Raw genomic sequence first — 16,187 nt, 5'->3', positions numbered from 1 at the left:
TATGAGATATAGGTAAATCAACATTCCAGTTGCGAGCCCCGCCCCGAGACGCCGTCCACAGACCCGGCCCCCGGGGGCCGGTGCCCGCTGCGGCGGGCACCGGCAGGGCACTCGCCGTCGCGGCGCCGAGCCTGGCCGTGACCGAAGACGAGGAGCAGCCCATGGCCGTCGGGAAGGCGGTCCCTGATGCACCGCCCTCAGGCGCGGACCACGCGAGGCCCGGCGAGGCCGATCGCAGCCGCGGTGCCGTCGTCGATGCCGACGTCCGTGATCAGCACGTCGACGTCGGCGAGAGAGCCGAACCGGGCCAGGGAGTGGTTACCGATCTTGGTGTGGTCGGCGAGCACGACGGTGCGCCGGGCCGCGGCGATCATCGAGGCCTTGACGGAGGCTTCACCGGGATCGGGCGTGGTGAGCCCGCGCTCGATGGAGATTCCGCTGGTGCCGATGAACGCGACGTCGACGTACATCTGCGACAGCGGCTGGAGCAGCCAGTCGTCGACCGTCGCGAGGCTGCTCCGCCGTACGCGCCCGCCCAGGAGGACCACGGTGAGGTTGGCGCGCGGGGTGAGGAGGGTGGCCAGCGGAGGCGAGTTGACGATCACGGTCAGCTCCCGCTCCATGGGGAGCACCTCGGCGAGCATGCCCGTGGTCGAACCGGCATCGATGATGATGGCACCCTCGTCGGGGACCTCGGCGAGCGCCGTCTTCGCGATGCGTTCCTTCTCCGCGGTCATGATGGAGTCGCGCACCGACAGCGCCGAGTCCACCGGAGGCCGCCCCACCGGCACCGCGCCACCGTAAACGCGACGGACGGCGCCCGTGCGCTCGAGCGTGGTCAGGTCACGTCGGATGGTTTCGCCTGTGACCCGGAACTCCTCCGCGAGGCTCATCACGTCCACGCGCCCCCCGGCCCGGGCCCGCCGGAGGATCTCCTGCTGCCGCTCCTCTGCGTTCACCGTGTGGTTTCACCACCATTCCCCTGTGGATTTCATCATCCGCTCATCGCCCTGCGGGTTCAACCCCTGTGCAACTCGTCACGTGAAAACGACGAAGGAGTCCCGAAGATATGAGCTCCGCCACGCTGGAATGCCAATCGTCCCACCCCGCCTCCGCTCTCGATCCACATGCGCTGGTCCGCGTGCTGTACGCCGAGCACGGTCCGGGCTTGCTGAGCTACGTGAATCGTATGCTGTCCGATCCCCACCAGGCCGAAGACGTGGTCCAAGAGACCATGCTGCGTGCGTGGCGCAACGCCGACCGCCTCACCCCCGAGTGCGGCTCGGCCTCGTCCTGGCTCTTCCGCGTCGCCCACAACATCACCATCGACAAGATTCGTGCCCGCAAGGCCCGGCCGGCCGAGGTCGAGGAGACTGCCGCCGCCCCGTCCCCCCTGGACGACCACGCCCCCGCCGTGGTGGGCTCGGTATTCCTCGCCCGGGCACTGTCCATGCTCACCCCGGAACACCGCGAGGTCCTGGTCCAGGTCTACTACGCCGACCGCACCGCTTCCCAGGCCGCGCAGATCCTCGGCCTGCCCGTCGGGACCGTGAAGTCGCGCGCCTACCACGCGCTTCGCCGCCTCAGGGCGTGCCTGGACGATCATGTTGGCTTCTGACACGAAGCTGGACCTCGGCCAGGCAGGCGGCAGCGGACCTCGGCCGGTGATGCGGGTTCGAGGTCCGGGTAGGTGCCACGCCTTCCTGGCCACCGCACATTCGTGGTCCCCTCGCTGGACCGCTAGTGTGCTGCACCTGAAATTCGTCGGCAAAATCGCGCTAGGGATTCGAGGATCTCTTCGGCGGACTTTGTCCATACGAACGGCCGGGGATGGGTGTTCCAGTCGGCGATCCAGTCGCGGATGTCGGCCTCCAGGGCCTGCACGCTCTTGTGGGCGCGGATGCTATGGGTTGGTCATCCCCATCCCCAGCCCTTACTGGACGGTGGGGAGTTTAGTGGCCGCGGTCTCGAAGTCGGTGCGGGTGTCCGTTCCGTGTGAAGGTGGCGGGGTGTGGCCGGGGACCTGTGGGATGCCAGGTTGGTTCGGTCTCGGAGACGAGGTTCTGTTCAGAATTAGTTGGCATTTTCGGTGGATCTTGGCGCGTGAGACCGTGCCGGATTTCGTTGACTGCGACTGCCGCAGTGGTGGATCTGATTGCTTCTCAGCCGAGCGTTCAAGCCGCGTCCTGCCGGGCATCCCGTCGCGGAGCAGGCAGCGGAGCAGATCAAGTGCTGGGTCACGGACGGCGTACCTCGCTCCAGGTGAACCGTTGCGTGCCGACCCAGGCGGGTGCCCCGGTGCTGACGGTCATCCAAGGCTGGCGGTAGACGGTCTTGATTTCTGGCGATCGGCGGTCACGGAAGTGGCGGCTGGCGGTGGGTGGACAACGGAACTGCAGGTCGGGGGTTAACCAGAGCTGTAGTCCGGTTCTGGCGGGTTGGGTGCCCGCAGTTCGCTGACGCAAGCCGAGATTTGCAGCATGAGGTCGTTGAACCGTTGCGGCTTGCTCTCCGTAGGCCTAAATGACATGACTTGACCCGACCGGCGCAGCCCAGCCCCCGCCACCCACCAGGACGAGATCATCATCTGCATTGAAATCCGGAGGAACTAGCCAGTGTCCCAAAAACGCAAGCACGATGAGTCCAGGCCGGCACAAGAAGACAGCACATCTGACGAACACAACTCCTCCGACGTGGAGTCGCGAGACGAAAAGCGGCGTCCGGAGAGCACAGAGAAGGTCTTGGAGATCACCGACGACGTGCTTGCGGATATCGATGACGCACTAAAAGAAGCGCTCGGCGCCGACGAAAAGAATGTCGATAAACTCGCCGACGAATTTGTCAAGGGGTATATACAAAAGGGTGGCCAGTAGCCGCCCGACCGGCAGGGCCGAAACCGTAAATCCATCACATTTCGAAAGGAGTGACGTTTGCGATGCCCGCACGGTCCGCGTTGATTATAAACGGATCATCGCTCTTGCCGGAAAAGGAAGAGTCTGCGCCTATTCTGGCGGACGACGTCGATGCTGTGTTCCGAAGCGTGGATGAATTGGCATTCACGATTGGTACCGGTGGCGTGCGCCTTTACGAGACGGTCAGTGAACGCGATCTTGCCGACTTCGGCTTGGTGCAAGTCGTGGAATATCCGAGTCCGACGGCGGCGCTTCTCACCGCGATGGCAGACTACCTGCAGACCCGCAAGGTGCCCGCGATCAACGTGTCTGGTATTGGGGCACCGACAAAACTCTTCCAGTACGTGCGGCTCGCCCAGGCCGGCCTATCGATTCCAATGACCGTATACCGCTCGCCCAAGCTCCTCGCCAGCTCTTATGCTGATCTCGCAGAAAAACTCGGACTGCCGTTTGTTCTCAAGTCGATGAGCGCGAGTGGCGGACGATCGAATTACTTGATCAGTCATGAGGATGATCTGATCAAGCATCTGCAGGGCCATGCACGGGCGAATAGATTCCTGGCCCAGGAGTTCATCCCCAACGACACGACGATCCGTTTTCTGGTGTTCGGCGGCCAAGCGTCGATAGCCATGCAGCTGACAGGCACTGAGAGTCTTTATCCGACCAACACGGCGCAAAGTGGGCGCACGGTTCTCCTTGCTCCTGACGAATTCGATCCAGTTGCCATGAAGCTCGCCGTTCGAGCGGCTTCCCTTACCGGATTCGAAGTCGCGGGAATAAAGCTAATACAGAACTGGACTACTGGGCGATGGTACGTGCTTAACGTGGATTCGAGTCCCGCGCTCGGAACGGGGGCGTTCGTCTCACAGAAGCTCCACGCCTACTCATCCTATCTCAAGCGTATACTCGCCGCGCCCTCCAATGCTGACGTCATCCCGATAGCAAGACCAGTGCAGTAACGGCCAACACGGCCACATCCGGAGTCTTTACTTGTGCGACTGTTGCAATTGCCCCGGCCGCATTTCCCCTATATAAATCTGCGAAGAGGACGACTTCACCAGACGACCGCCTAGCCCGGCTTTCCGCCTACCAGCACTTTTCAGTGTCCGCTAGCACCCGGGAAAGGCGGAGATGCCTATCCGGAGTCCGCGGCGCTTTCGGCGGCAAGTCTGGCGCGTTGGCGGGCGTATGGGCCGGGCTGGGGGTAGTAGGTCTCGATCACGGGCGCGTTGGTGTGGTGGTGATAGATCAGGGTGTTGGCGGCGTAGCGCTTCTTGGCGAAGTAGCGGGCCGCCTGGTGGCGCTTGCGTAGTGCCCGTGTCGAGGGTGCGGGTGGTGTGCCGTCGGTGTTCTTCAGGCGGCGTTGGGGGAATGTCGTTGGCCTCATATGAGGCTGGGCGGCGTGGTGGTCGGCCCATAGGTGGAGCGGGTGTTTCTCGTCTTCGGGGTAGTACTCGCGAAGTCCGAGGCGCAGGCCGAATTGGAGCGCCCCGGGTCGGGTGGAGGCGGCAAGTGGAGCCTGCACCACGGCACCTGGTCCTACCAACTCGAACTCCCCCCGAAAGCCGACGGCAGGCGCCGCAACCTGCTGTCGCGCGCGGGATTCAGCTCCCAAGATGAAGCCGACAAGGAGATCATCCAGATCACCGAGCTTCTCGGCATCTCCCCGGACCACCAGACACAGATCAAGGTCGCTGACTTGATCGTCGAGACGATCAAGAAGACCCGGAAACTGCCCAACGCTGAGACCGTCTGCCGTAAGGTCCGCACCGGCCAGCAGCTGAACCGCAAGATCTTGCTCAGTGACTGGCTCGACATCTGGCTGGCTGGCAAGAAGAAGATCAGCGAGGGCACCCGGGACCGCTACGCCAGCGACGTCCGCCTGTATCTGAAGCCGTACCTCGGGCACATCCCCGTCGAGGAACTGCGGGTCGTCGACATCGCTGAGATGTTCGACGGGATCGAGGAGTACAACGACGTCATCCGCAAACCCGACGTCGACCTGAAGAACGGCGCCATCGGGATCAACTGGCAGATCACCCAGCGCGGGTGGAACCCCCGCCACGGCAAACCCAAAACCGACGCCGGCGACCGCATCATCGAACTCGACACCGACACGATCAAAATCCTGCGCACCCATCAGGCCAGGCAGAACCGGGAACGTCTCGCCGCCGGCCTGGGGGAATCGGAGTCCTTCTTCACCGACGAGACCGGCCAGCCGCTACACCCCGCATACGTCACCGACCAGCTCCAATGGCTGGCCTTCGACGCCGGGCTCCCACCGATCCGACTGCACGACCTGCGCCACGGAGCCGCGTCCCTGATGCTCGCCGCCGGTGTCGACATCAAAATCGTCCAGCACACCCTCGGCCACGTCACCAGCGCCTACACCCGCGACACCTACACCAGCGTCTACCCTCACCTCGCCCGCGACGCCGCCGAAAACACCGCCGCACTCCTCACCTTTCCTCATTGACCAACACCACCGGGCGCAGTGTCGTATGAACACGGTCCTGGCATGCTCGACCACGAGGCGCCACGTAGATACGACCGCCGCGACTTATCAAGGTTGGCTGTTCGCATGCCATCTACGTGGGCTGGGCGCTCCTCCTGTGAGGCGCGGTGGTCGCCGATCGACTGGCCCCCGTCGCTCATGAGCCGTTCACCCGGGGCCATCCCTGCAGGCACGAGGCCGACGCAGCCCTGAAGGCTGGGAGTCTCCCAAGCCCCGGAGCCATCCCCGGGCGGGGATGGCTCCGCGCTCGCTTCGATACCGAAAGCGCCGCGCTGGTCGGCCCCGCGCGCCCGCGCGGGACGGTCCGGGCCCGGTCAATTTCGTGATCGGCACGGAGTAGCCGGCCCCGTGTCTGCGGGGATGGCCTAGCACGCTGGTGACGTTCGGTCCCTTCACGGGGCCGAACCATGGTCAACGGTCAGATCATCGAGCCTAGGCACGCCGGCAAGCTCGGTCGTCATCAAAGATACCCGCTACCGGGTCTCGGACGGCGAGAGATATCCGGCCCCGTCGGGGCCAGCAGGGCCTGGCGGTCCCCCTGGACCAGGCGGCAGCGCCCGGCCAGTTGCAGACTCACCTTGACGAAGTCGGGCTGGTCGGAGGCGATGCGCCCAGAGGTATGGGTGACACCGTGCGGCTGCGCGGTCACGACCGACACCTGCACGGCACCGAGGTGGGAGGTATGAAGCGAAGCGTGGAAGTCGGACGTCTCGCACGGTACGGCTTCCATGGGCACGAAGCTCCGGCGGACGACCTCGCGCCAGAATTCGAAGCGTCCAGCGGACGTGTCGTCCTGAGGTGTCGTCACTGAACGCATCGTGCTCTCCTGTGTGGAAGAGGGCCCCGAGCTTCGGGGCCCGGGAGACTCAGCCGAGGCCGTCGGCGCCGACCTGGATGGCTGCCTCGTCGAGGAGGGCGTCGGAGACGAGCTGCGGACGGCCGTCGAGGTCGAGGACCGGAGTGGCCTCCTTGTACCAGGACTCGATGACGGCGTTGCCCCAGAAGTCGCGGCGGCGGTCGTCGTGGACGTTCCAGCGGTACGTCTCGTGGTCGGGGTCGCCGGTGTAGTAGTCGGAGGTGTAGATCTCCACGCGGTGGCCGTCCGGGTCGCGGAGGTAGACGTAGAAGGCATTGGAGACGCCGTGCCGTCCCGGGCCGCGCTCGATGTGGTGCTCCTTGCGCACCGCGCCGAACAGGTCGGCGGTGCGCAGGACTTGGTGGGACTCGTGGGTGGCGAGGCCGAGGTGGTGCAGGCGAGGGCCGGCGCCGCCGGTGAAGGCCACGTCGTGCACGGTCTGCTTGCGGTACATCCAGGCGGCGTACAGCTCGTGCTCGTCGCCCTCGATGGTCTCCGAGCAGCCGAAGCCCAGCGACTTGTAGTGGGCGTAGCCGGCGGGTATGTCCGGGGTGCAGATGTTGAAGTGGTCCAGGCGGGCGATCTCGGCGCCATGCCGGATGTCGTAGCGCTGGATGAGGCGCTCGGCGCGCTCGATCTCGTAGAAGAACTCGACCGGGAAGCCCAGCGGGTCGATCACCCGCACCGCGTCACCGATGCCGCGCGTCCCCTCTCCCTTCTTCAATCGCCTTACCGGGCGGCCGAGTTCGGTGAAGAACCGCTCCGCCTTGTCGACGTCCTCGGGGGTGCGGACCCGGTAGGCGATGTGGTCGAGGGCCACGATCTCGCCTTTGCGCAGGACCAGCGAGTGGTGGGTCAGCTCGTCGGTTCCGCGTAGATAGAGGGAGCCGGAGTCCTCGTACTGGACGTAGAAGCCGAGCATGTCGACCCAGAACCAGCGGGCGGCGCCAAGGTCGGTGACGGCGAGCTGGGCGTACGCGGACCGGACGACATCAGGTGCGTTCATGAGGCAGCGCCAAAACGGGGGGTGTGGACGTCGCCGAGGGCGACATGGACGATTTTGGAGTCCGTGTAGAAGTCGATGGAGTGGGCGCCGCCCTCGCGGCCGACGCCGGAGTCCTTGACCCCGCCGAAGGGGGTGCGCAGGTCACGGACGTTGTGGGAGTTGATCCAGACCATGCCGGACTCGACGGCATGGGCGATGCGGTGTCCGCGCTTGAGTTCGGAGGTCCAGATGTAGGCGGCGAGGCCGTACCGGGTCGCGTTGGCGAGTTCGATCGCCTCGGCCTCGTCGTCGAAGGGGGCGACGGCGACGACCGGGCCGAAGATCTCCTCCTGGAAAATGCGGGCGTCGCGGGGCACGTCGGCGAAGACGGTCGGCTGGAGGTAGTTGCCCTCGCTCAGGTGGTCGGGCCGGGAGCCGCCCGTGACGAGGCGAGCCTCCTTCTTGCCGATCTCGACGTAGTTCAGGACGCGTTCGTAGTGCTCCGCGTGGACGAGTGCACCCACCTCGGTCGCCGGGTCGGACGGCAGCCCGACGCGTACGTTGGCGGCACGTTCGGCGAGGCGCTGAACGAACTCCGCGTACAGCGGCCGCTCCACCAGCACCCGCGAACCGGCCGTGCAGCGCTCGCCGTTGAGGGAGAACACCCCGAACACCACCGAATCCAGGGCGGCTTCGAGATCGGCGTCGGCGAAGACGACGGCCGGCGACTTGCCGCCCAGCTCCATCGACGTGGTCTTGAGGTGCTGGGCGCTGGAGCGGATGATGTGGCGGCCGGTGTCCGTGGAGCCGGTGAAGGAGATCAGCGGCACGTCCGGGTGGTCGACGAGGGACTGCCCGGCCTCCTCGCCGATGCCGTGCACGATGTTCACCGTCCCGGCCGGCACGCCCGCCGCGGCGAAGATCTCCGGCCACAGCGACGCGGACAGCGGTGTCCACTCGGCCGGCTTCAGCACCAGCGTGCAGCCGGAGGCCAGCGCGGGCGCCAGCTTCCAGCTCTCCAGCATGAACGGCGTGTTCCAGGGCGTGATCAGCCCGGCCACTCCGACCGGCGTGCGCCGGACGTAGGAGAACTGTTCCTCACCCTGCCGGAACGCCTCCTCGCCCAGCGTCACGATGACGTCCGCGAAGTAGCGGAAGTTCTCCGCGGCGCGCCGGGCCTGGCCGCGTGCCTGGGTGATCGGCAGTCCGGTGTCGTACGTCTCGTAGGTGGCGAGCCGGTCATGGCAGGCCTCGACGGCGTTCGCGATGCGGCACAGCGTGTCGGCGCGCGCCCGGTTGGACAGCCCGGCCCACTCCGGGAAGGCGGCGCCCGCCGCCCGCACGGCCCGGTCGATGTCGGCCGCCGAACCGCGCGCGGCCTGCGCGTACGGGGTGTTGGACACCGGACCGGAGACGTCGAAGGTACGGCCGTCGGCCGCGTCGACAAGTTCGCCGCCGATCCAGTGGCGGATGACGGAGGGCAGGCTCCCGGGGACGATGGTCACTGAACGACTCCGATCGGTGCGGTGAGACTGCCGCCCTCGGCGAGCAGTGTGCGGATCTTCGCCAGACCCGCGTCGGTGGGAGTGATGAGAGGAGGGCGGACGTGGGGGGAGGCGACGCGGCCCTGCTGGTGCAGCACCCATTTCGCGGGCGCCGGGTTGGTCTCCACGAAAAGCAGGTCGACCAGTGGGTGCAGCCGGTAGTGCAGATCGCGGGCGGCGTCGAAATCGCCCGCCTCCCACAGCTCGTACATCCGTGCCACGGCCGTCGGCGCGAGGTTGGCGACGGCCGACACGAACCCGGCGCCGCCCAGCGCCAGCAGCGGCAGGCAGAGCAATTCGATTCCGGACCACACCAGGAGCGAGCGGCCGCAGGCGTGCATGACGCGCGAGAAGTGCTCGAAGTCCTTCGTGGTCTCCTTGACCCCAACGAAGTTGTCGAAGTCGGTGAACAGGCGCTTCACCGTCTCCGGCGCGATGTCCACGGCGGTGCGGGAGGGCACGTTGTAGGCGACGATCGGCAGGTCGGGGAACTCCCGGGCCACCGTCGCGTACCACCGGTAGAGAGCCTCTTGTGTGGGCCGCGCGTAGTACGGCGTGATGACGAGGGCCGCGTCGGCGCCCAGCTCCCGTGCGGCGGCGGTGATTTCCAGGGTCTCGTCGAGCTTATGCGAGCCGGTGCCCGGCAGGAACGGGGCACGGTCGCCGATCTCGTCCGCGACCGTGCGCATTCCCGCGATCCGCTCGGCGGCGGACTGCGCACTGGGCTCACCGGTCGAGCCGCCCAGCGAGATGCCGTGCGAGCCGGACTCCAGCTGGAAGCGGATCAGTGCCCGCAGGCTGTCGTGGTCGACGGCACCGTCCGCGGTGAACGGCGTGACCACCGGAGCGATGGACCCGCGGATCGTGGACGGGTCGCTTCGGAACTTCACAGGGATTCTCCTCCCACGTCGTACTGCTTGCGCCACTGCTCATAGGGCTCACGCCACTGGGGACCCAGCGGATAGAGCCCCTCGATGCCGTGCCCGGCCCGCACCTGCTCGGTGATGAACCGCTCCTGTGCCTCCTGCTCACGGCAGTCGGCGATCAGCTCCCCGGCCAGTTCGGGTGGTATGACCACCACGCCGTCCGCGTCCCCCACGAGCAGGTCGCCGGGCTGCACCAGGGCGCCGCCGCAGGCGATCGGCACACCGGTGTCCCAGGGGACGTGACGGCGGCCGAGCACGGACGGGTGCTCCCCGCCGTGGTAGACCGGCAGCCCGAGCTCGGTCACCGCCGCGCTGTCGCGCAGCCCGCCGTCGGTGACCACGCCGGCCGCACCGCGCTGTTGTGCGCGCAGGGCGAGGATGTCGCCCAGCGTTCCGGCAGAGGTGTCCCGGCGGGCGTCCATCACCAGCACATGGCCGGGGCGTAGCTCCTCGATCGCCTGCTTCTGGGCGTTCATGCCGTTGCCGTACCGCTGGAACAGGTCCTCGCGCAGTGGCAGATAGCGCAGGGTGTGGGCGACGCCGACCATGCCGGTTCCCGGCAGGGTGGGACGTACGCCGTCGATCGACATGTGTGGCAGACCGCGCTTGCGCAGCTGTGCGCTGAGCGTGGTGACCGCGACCGAGCGCAGCCCGTCCTCGATCTCCTTGCCGAGCAGCGGCTCCGGAATGTAATCCGAGCCGTACGCGGCCTCGCGCTCCGCCGGATCGACGCGGGGCATGGCGCCGTACGAATCGAGCGCGGGCCCCGCGGCGACCGGATTACGCAGCCGCCCCGTGGACAGCCCGCCGCCGCTCACCTCGACCTCGACCAGATCGCCTGGCAAGACGACGGAGGCGCCGGCCGGTGTGCCGGTGAGGATCACGTCTCCCGGCTCCAGGGTGATCTGCCGGGACAGGTCGGCGACGAGCTGCCCGAAAGGGAAGAGCAGTGTGTCGGTGGTGTCGTCCTGGACCAGCTCGCTATTGACCCAGGTGCGCAACTGCAGGGAGGCGGGGTCGAGTTCACGGGCGTCCAGCAGCCGCGGCCCGACCGGAGTGAAGCCGTCGGCGCCCTTGGATCGGACGTTGGAGCCGCGGTCGGCGTACCGCAGGTCGTACACGCCCGCGTCGTTGGCCGCGGTCACCCAGCGCACATACGACCAGCCGTCCTCAGGCGTCACGCGCCGGGCGCGCGAGCCGATCACCAGCGCGATCTCGCCCTCGAAGCCGAGGAGTTCGCACCCCTCGGGCCGGACAATCGCCTCCTTGGTACCCGACAGGGACGACGGCGGCTTGAGGAAGTACGACGGATGCGACGGCACCCGTCCGCGTTCCCTCGCCCGGCTGGGGTAGTTGAGGTGGACCGCGATGATCTTCGACGGAGGGTTCCCGAGCGGATGTGTCATCAGGATCGCTCCAGGAATCCCTGAACCTTGGCCTTGTGCGGCTCGCGGTCGTAGGACTTCACGTAGGCGCCCGCCATGCGGACCGGGTCGCCGAAGAAGTAGTACTCGTACAGCGCCTGGCGGCTGGAGAAGGCGGAGATGCAGGTGTCCCACACCAGCCGGAACAGCTTCATGCGCTCCGGGCCGGTCAGGGTCGCGGACTGCAGGTAGGCCTCGATGTCGGCGGCGGCCGGGCCATTGATGTCGAGCTCGGTCGGCGTGGCCATCAGGCCGGAGGCGCCGAGCTTGCGCAGGATCTGCGGGAAGCGCTGGTAGAGCTTGGGGTAGAGATTGCGGGCCGCGTTCAGCGGGGCGAAGGCCGGGGTGAGGACGCCGTACTCGTTGATCTCGGCGTCGGCCTCGGCGGCGCGCAGGAACGCGCGCAGCATCTCCAGCGTGGTGATGATCTCGGCGATGTCCTCCTGGACGTGCTGGAACTGCTCGATGCCGATGGCATCGGTCAGCAGGGACACTAGACCCAGGATGTACTCGGTCTTGGCGGACGTCCGGGTGACGACCTGGTGCGTCATGTGCACCACGGACGACGTCTGGGAGTAGAAGCCGTTGCACAACTCGGCGTCGCCGAGCGCGAAACAGCGCTCGAAGGGGACGTGCACGTCGTCGAAGACGACCACGCAGTCCGATTCCTCGAAGCGGGAGGAGAGCGGGTGGTCGTGGCGGGGGCGGTCGTAGTCGAGCGGTTCGCGGGCGATGTAGCGCAGGCCGGGCGTGTCGTTGGGGATGGCGAAGGCGTACGAGTACGGCCTGTCCTCGGGGGTGCCGCGCAGCACGGTCGAGGGGAAGACGAGCATCTCGTCGGCGAACGGGGCGATGGTGGCGAGCATCCGCGCGCCGCGGATGACGACCCCGTTGTCGTCCTCCTTCACGATCCGCGCGGCCAGCTTTCCGCCGGCCTGCTGGGTACCGGCCACCGCCCGGTTAACCTGCGGCGGGATCAGGGTGTGCGTGCACAGCAAGTCCTCTTCGCGGACCTTCTCGTAGTAGCGGCGGATGTTCTCGCCGAAGGCGGGGTTGGCCTGGGCGAACCAGTCGGCGGCGGAGGCCAGCGCCATCAGGGAGCTGTTCATGTAGTCGCCGGTGCGGCCGAGCATGCCGTTGCTGTAGTCGGCCCACACCTTGAACGCCTTGCGCCGCTTGACCAGGTCGTCCGGCGTCTTCGGGGTCAGGAACGAGGTGCCGACCGGCTCGCCCGAGGTGGGGGAGGTGTAGGTCAGGGTGTCCTTGTGCTCGGCGGAGTGCTGCAGGTCGTACAGCTCTGCGTACGTGCGCACCACATTGCGGAAGGCCGGGTGGTCCTGGACACCGCCGGTGATGGTCTCGCCCTGGATGTGGACGGTTGGGCGGGAGGCGGACAGTCGCTCGAGGTATTCCTTGCCGGTACGTGCGGCCATGGTGGTGCTCCTGGGGGAAGTCGGCGGGAAGGCGAGACGTCAGATGAGGTGTTCGATGCCGTCGGAGGATTCGGCGGCCGTGCCGAAGCGGCTCCAGGCGTAGGTGAGGGCGTCACCGTCGCGGTGGCCGAGGTCGGTGACCTGGCCGAGGACGAGGGTGTGGTCGCCGCCGTCGTACGACCGCCAGGGCTCGCACTCGATCCAGGCCAGCGGGTTGTCGAGGCGGGGGACGCGGGCGCCGGGCATCCAACGGGGCTCGGCGGCCCCCGCCGTACCCGCGAACTGCCGTGCGAGAGCTTCGTGTTCGGCGCCGAGGATGTTGACGCAGAAGGGCCGCCCGACGAGTTGGTCGTGGCAGCGGGCCCGGCGGGCGACGCTGATCAGGATCAGCGGGGGGTCCGCGGATACGGAGGTGAACGAGTTCATCGTCGCGCCGCGCGGTCCGTCGTCGCCTTCGTAGGTGACCACGGTGACGCCGGTGGTGAACCGGGACATGCAGGCGCGCAGTGCGGCGGGACGGGGTGGGGCAAGAACTTCGGGCATGTGGGCTCCCTGGCGTTCGTCCAGCTCGGCGGGGCATCCGATGGAGGTTCGTGGAGATAATAAAAGCTTTGATTAGTTGTTGACCGTACGCCTGGGTGCGGGAGCTTGGGAAGCCGCGGGAGCAAACAAGCTGTTACTCGCCGGAAACATCGAGTGGGCCGGACACCCGCCGGGCGGCGCCGCCCGGCCTAGACTCCGCATGTGACCGAGGAACGACAGGCCGACGCTGAGCACCTGCACTTCTGGTCGTTCATCGACCACGCCGTTGCGCTGGTCGGCCGGGAACTGCCCGCTGTCGACCCGCTCGCCATGCGCCTGGTGCTGACGCTCACCCGCGCCGCCAGCATGCTCGTCTACGACCTGGAGTCGACGGTGCACCGGCCGCGCGGCTGGTCCTGGCCCGGGTTCCGAGTGCTGTTCGCGATCTGGCTGGCGGGCCCGGTGGAGGCCAGGAAGGTCGCAGAGCTGTCCGGCATGAGCCGTGCGGCCGTGTCGGCGCTGGTGAGCACGTTGGAGCGGGACGGCCTGGTCGGCAAGGAGCGCGCGGAGTACGACGGCCGTGCCGTCCAGCTCCGCCTCACCGACGCCGGCCTGGAAGCGATCACCTCGGCCTTCCAGGCACACAACGAGCGCGAACACGAGTGGGCAGGTTCGCTCAGCGAGGAGGAGCAGCACACCCTCATTGAGCTGCTGGGCAAGCTGACCGCCCACTCCACACAATTCGACGCCCGGCACCGGGCCTGAAGGGCACCGCAGCCGGTGGGTTGACATCGGTGACACATGTCAGGCCCATACTGGGGTGTATGGGAGTCCTCATCGCCGAGAGCGTGGACGCATGGGCCCAGGTGATCACCGAGAGCTTCGTGCCACTGTCACTGGGCTCCGTCGACGGGTCCTTCCGCGGTTCGGTGTCCGCCCACGCCTTGGGCCCAGCGGTCACGCTCACCGAGGTCCGCACCCGCGGTTTCTCCGTCGTCGTTCGTTCGGCCCGCCTGGTGCGCGCCGAGCCGCGCGACGACTACCTGTTCTCCCTGCACCTCGACGGCGAAGGGGCTGTCCTGCAAGACGGGCGCGAGGCCGGGTTGCCGTGCGGCGGCGGCGCACTGTACGACGCCTCACGGCCCTACCAACTACGGTTCCCGACCGACACGCGCCAACTGGTGCTGCAGATGCCGCGCGACCAGTTGCGCGACCGGGTCGGCCGGGCGGAGGAGTTCTGCGGCCGCGCGCTGCCCGCAGAGCATCCGGCAGTCCGGGTGCTGGCCGCGTACGTGCGAGAACTGGCCGACACCAGCGACGGGCTCACCGGCGCCCTGCGCGCCGAACTGGGCGCCACGGCCGTCGACCTCCTCACCACCGCGCTGCGCGCCGTGGCCGGCGAGGAGTCGGGGGCGCCCAGCGGGAGAGCAGCGCTGCTCGCCGCTATGCGGGCCCACGTCCGGGACCACTTGGCCGACCCCCGGTTGAGCGCCGAGGCCCTCGCCCGCCGCCACGGCGTCTCGTTGCGCTACACGGCCGAGCTGTTCGCCGCCGACGGCACCTCTCCCGCGGCGTTCATCCGCGCCGAGCGCTTGCGCGCCGCCCACCGCGCCCTCACCGACCCCCGGTACGCCGGCCTGACCGTCTCTGCCGTCGCGGCCCGCTACGGCTTCGCCGACCGCACCACCTTCACCCGAGCCTTCGTCCGCGCCTACAGCCGGACTCCCGCCGAACTGCGGGCGGCTCACGGCAGCGAAGCCTGACCCGGCGACTGCAGAAAACGCCGCACACCGGTGCGCGCAACGCCGCATCCACCGAGTGGGCGCTGCGTACGGTCAGGCCACCTTGCAGAACGCAACCCGCCAGGAGGCCGCAGTGCCGACCACCTACCGTATCGCCGCCGTCCAGGCCGAGCCCGTGTGGCTCGACGCCGACGCCACCGTGGAGAAGACCATTGGCCTCATCGAGGAGGCCGCCGCGCAGGACGTGGCCCTGGTCGCCTTCCCCGAGACCTGGATTCCGGGCTACCCCCTGTTCCTGTGGCTGGGCGCGGTCGCCGGTCAGATGCCGTACATCGCCCGCTACCACGCCAACTCTCCGACGGTGGACGGCAAGCACCTCACCGCCATCCGGCAGGCGGCCCGCCGCACCGGCGTCACCCTCGCCCTCGGGTACAGCGAGAAGGATCACGGCAGCCTCTACATGGCCCAGTCCCTCATCGCCCCGGACGGTGACGTCCTCCTGCACCGCCGCAAGCTCAAGCCCACCCACGTCGAGCGCAGCCTCTTCGGCGAGAGCGACGGCAGCCACCTCAAGGTCGTCGACACCCCGCTGGGCAGGCTCGGCGCCCTCAACTGCTGGGAGCACCTCCAGCCGCTGACCAAGTACGCGCTGTACGCGCAGCACGAACAGGTCCACGTCGCGGCCTGGCCCGCCTTCGGGCTCTACAAGGGCCTCGCGTACGCGCTCGGTGCCGAGGCGAACATGGCTGTCACCCAGACCTACGCCCTGGAGGGCGGCTGCTTCGTCATCGCCCCGACCCAGGTAATCAGCGAGCGCGGTATCGAGACCTTCGCGACCACTGATGAGCAGCGCGCCCTGCTGACCCCTGGCGCCGGCAGTTCCCGCATCTTCGGCCCCGACGGCACTCCCCTGGGCAAGCCGCTCGACGAGCAGGCCGAGGGCCTCATCGTCGCCGACATCGACCTCTCCGTGATCGACCTGGCCAAGAACGCCGCCGACCCCGCCGGGCACTACGCGAAGACCGACGCGACCCGGCTGCTGCACGACGACCGGCCCAAGTCTGCCGTGGTCCGGCCCGGCCAGGCCATAGGACCGCACTTCCCTGACCTCCCGGACCTGGACGAGCCCCTCGCGGACGACGTCGTCTCCTAAGGGCCGCGAGTCATGGACGGCGGCCCACCCTGCTGGGGGTTGATCCGCGACCCGGCTGCTGCTCCCTCCGCCTCCAAGTCAACGAAGAGGGAGTGGTCAAAGACGTGCTGGGCAGACGGGTGAGTTTCTCCTTGAGGGACCGTCCGGAAGGTCACCTGTTCATGTGGTGGTGCGG

The 16,187-nt window shown here is 67.7% G+C and carries 16 protein-coding genes; 7 read left to right on the top strand and 9 right to left on the bottom strand.

The window, feature by feature from the left end:
- Positions 1-197: 197 nt before the first annotated feature.
- Complete coding sequence (locus AB0I04_RS38815; protein WP_360896623.1) at positions 198-959, bottom strand: DeoR/GlpR family DNA-binding transcription regulator; 762 nt, start codon at positions 957-959, stop codon at positions 198-200.
- 110 nt (positions 960-1,069) lie between these two features.
- Between AB0I04_RS38815 and AB0I04_RS38810 the strand changes: the two genes are divergently transcribed.
- The 3 genes from AB0I04_RS38810 to AB0I04_RS38800 all read left to right on the top strand — a co-directional run bounded on the left by AB0I04_RS38810 (position 1,070) and on the right by AB0I04_RS38800 (position 3,871).
- Entirely contained in the window at positions 1,070-1,618 is a 549-nt protein-coding gene (locus AB0I04_RS38810) for a sigma-70 family RNA polymerase sigma factor (RefSeq protein ID WP_360896620.1), read from the top strand.
- Between the two features lie 997 nt (positions 1,619-2,615).
- Positions 2,616-2,873: a hypothetical protein gene (locus AB0I04_RS38805; RefSeq protein WP_360896617.1), complete on the top strand. Its 258-nt coding sequence runs from the start codon at positions 2,616-2,618 to the stop codon at positions 2,871-2,873.
- A 62-nt stretch (positions 2,874-2,935) separates the two neighbouring features.
- Positions 2,936-3,871, top strand: a complete 936-nt coding sequence (locus AB0I04_RS38800) for a hypothetical protein (RefSeq protein ID WP_360896614.1) — start codon at positions 2,936-2,938, stop codon at positions 3,869-3,871.
- Between the two features lie 176 nt (positions 3,872-4,047).
- On the opposite strand, the gene AB0I04_RS38795 is transcribed toward AB0I04_RS38800, so the two are convergent.
- Complete coding sequence (locus tag AB0I04_RS38795; RefSeq protein WP_360896611.1) at positions 4,048-4,299, bottom strand: hypothetical protein; 252 nt, start codon at positions 4,297-4,299, stop codon at positions 4,048-4,050.
- A 42-nt stretch (positions 4,300-4,341) separates the two neighbouring features.
- Here AB0I04_RS38795 and AB0I04_RS38790 point away from each other — a divergent pair, with 42 nt between their 5' ends.
- The gene (locus AB0I04_RS38790) at positions 4,342-5,388 is read left to right on the top strand and encodes a tyrosine-type recombinase/integrase (RefSeq protein ID WP_360896608.1); all 1,047 of its coding nucleotides are present in this window, start codon (positions 4,342-4,344) and stop codon (positions 5,386-5,388) included.
- A 499-nt stretch (positions 5,389-5,887) separates the two neighbouring features.
- On the opposite strand, the gene AB0I04_RS38785 is transcribed toward AB0I04_RS38790, so the two are convergent.
- The 7 genes from AB0I04_RS38785 to AB0I04_RS38755 are packed head-to-tail and all read right to left on the bottom strand — an operon-like array spanning position 5,888 to position 13,138.
- Positions 5,888-6,244: a hypothetical protein gene (locus AB0I04_RS38785; protein WP_360896605.1), complete on the bottom strand. Its 357-nt coding sequence runs from the start codon at positions 6,242-6,244 to the stop codon at positions 5,888-5,890.
- Positions 6,245-6,293: 49 nt separating this feature from the next.
- Positions 6,294-7,289 (bottom strand): 3,4-dihydroxyphenylacetate 2,3-dioxygenase, encoded by a 996-nt coding sequence (hpaD, locus tag AB0I04_RS38780; RefSeq protein ID WP_360896602.1) that lies wholly within the window; start codon positions 7,287-7,289, stop codon positions 6,294-6,296.
- Complete coding sequence (gene hpaE, locus AB0I04_RS38775; RefSeq protein WP_360896599.1) at positions 7,286-8,773, bottom strand: 5-carboxymethyl-2-hydroxymuconate semialdehyde dehydrogenase; 1,488 nt, start codon at positions 8,771-8,773, stop codon at positions 7,286-7,288. Before hpaE ends, hpaD begins: the two co-directional genes overlap by 4 nt.
- The gene (dapA, locus tag AB0I04_RS38770) at positions 8,770-9,702 is read right to left on the bottom strand and encodes a 4-hydroxy-tetrahydrodipicolinate synthase (RefSeq protein WP_360896596.1); all 933 of its coding nucleotides are present in this window, start codon (positions 9,700-9,702) and stop codon (positions 8,770-8,772) included. Before dapA ends, hpaE begins: the two co-directional genes overlap by 4 nt.
- The gene (locus AB0I04_RS38765) at positions 9,699-11,144 is read right to left on the bottom strand and encodes a fumarylacetoacetate hydrolase family protein (protein WP_360896593.1); all 1,446 of its coding nucleotides are present in this window, start codon (positions 11,142-11,144) and stop codon (positions 9,699-9,701) included. Before AB0I04_RS38765 ends, dapA begins: the two co-directional genes overlap by 4 nt.
- Complete coding sequence (hpaB, locus tag AB0I04_RS38760; protein WP_360896590.1) at positions 11,144-12,595, bottom strand: 4-hydroxyphenylacetate 3-monooxygenase, oxygenase component; 1,452 nt, start codon at positions 12,593-12,595, stop codon at positions 11,144-11,146. The genes AB0I04_RS38765 and hpaB overlap by 1 nt, the downstream gene beginning before the upstream one ends.
- A 39-nt stretch (positions 12,596-12,634) precedes the next feature.
- A complete protein-coding gene (locus AB0I04_RS38755; RefSeq protein ID WP_360896588.1) occupies positions 12,635-13,138 on the bottom strand; it encodes a flavin reductase family protein in 504 nt (167 codons plus the stop codon).
- A gap of 201 nt (positions 13,139-13,339) precedes the next feature.
- Between AB0I04_RS38755 and AB0I04_RS38750 the strand changes: the two genes are divergently transcribed.
- The 3 genes from AB0I04_RS38750 (at position 13,340) to AB0I04_RS38740 (ending at position 16,012) form a co-directional block, all read left to right on the top strand.
- Positions 13,340-13,882: a MarR family transcriptional regulator gene (locus AB0I04_RS38750; protein WP_360896585.1), complete on the top strand. Its 543-nt coding sequence runs from the start codon at positions 13,340-13,342 to the stop codon at positions 13,880-13,882.
- Between the two features lie 59 nt (positions 13,883-13,941).
- Positions 13,942-14,880, top strand: a complete 939-nt coding sequence (locus tag AB0I04_RS38745) for a helix-turn-helix domain-containing protein (protein WP_360896583.1) — start codon at positions 13,942-13,944, stop codon at positions 14,878-14,880.
- Between the two features lie 112 nt (positions 14,881-14,992).
- The gene (locus AB0I04_RS38740) at positions 14,993-16,012 is read left to right on the top strand and encodes a carbon-nitrogen hydrolase family protein (protein ID WP_360896580.1); all 1,020 of its coding nucleotides are present in this window, start codon (positions 14,993-14,995) and stop codon (positions 16,010-16,012) included.
- Positions 16,013-16,187: the final 175 nt, after the last annotated feature.

The organism is Actinoallomurus sp. NPDC050550, from assembly GCF_040655075.1.
Classification (GTDB): Bacteria; Actinomycetota; Actinomycetes; order Streptosporangiales; family Streptosporangiaceae; genus Actinoallomurus.
The sequence above is the reverse complement of the archived record's forward strand: the minus strand, read 5'-3'. Positions and strand labels throughout refer to the sequence as shown.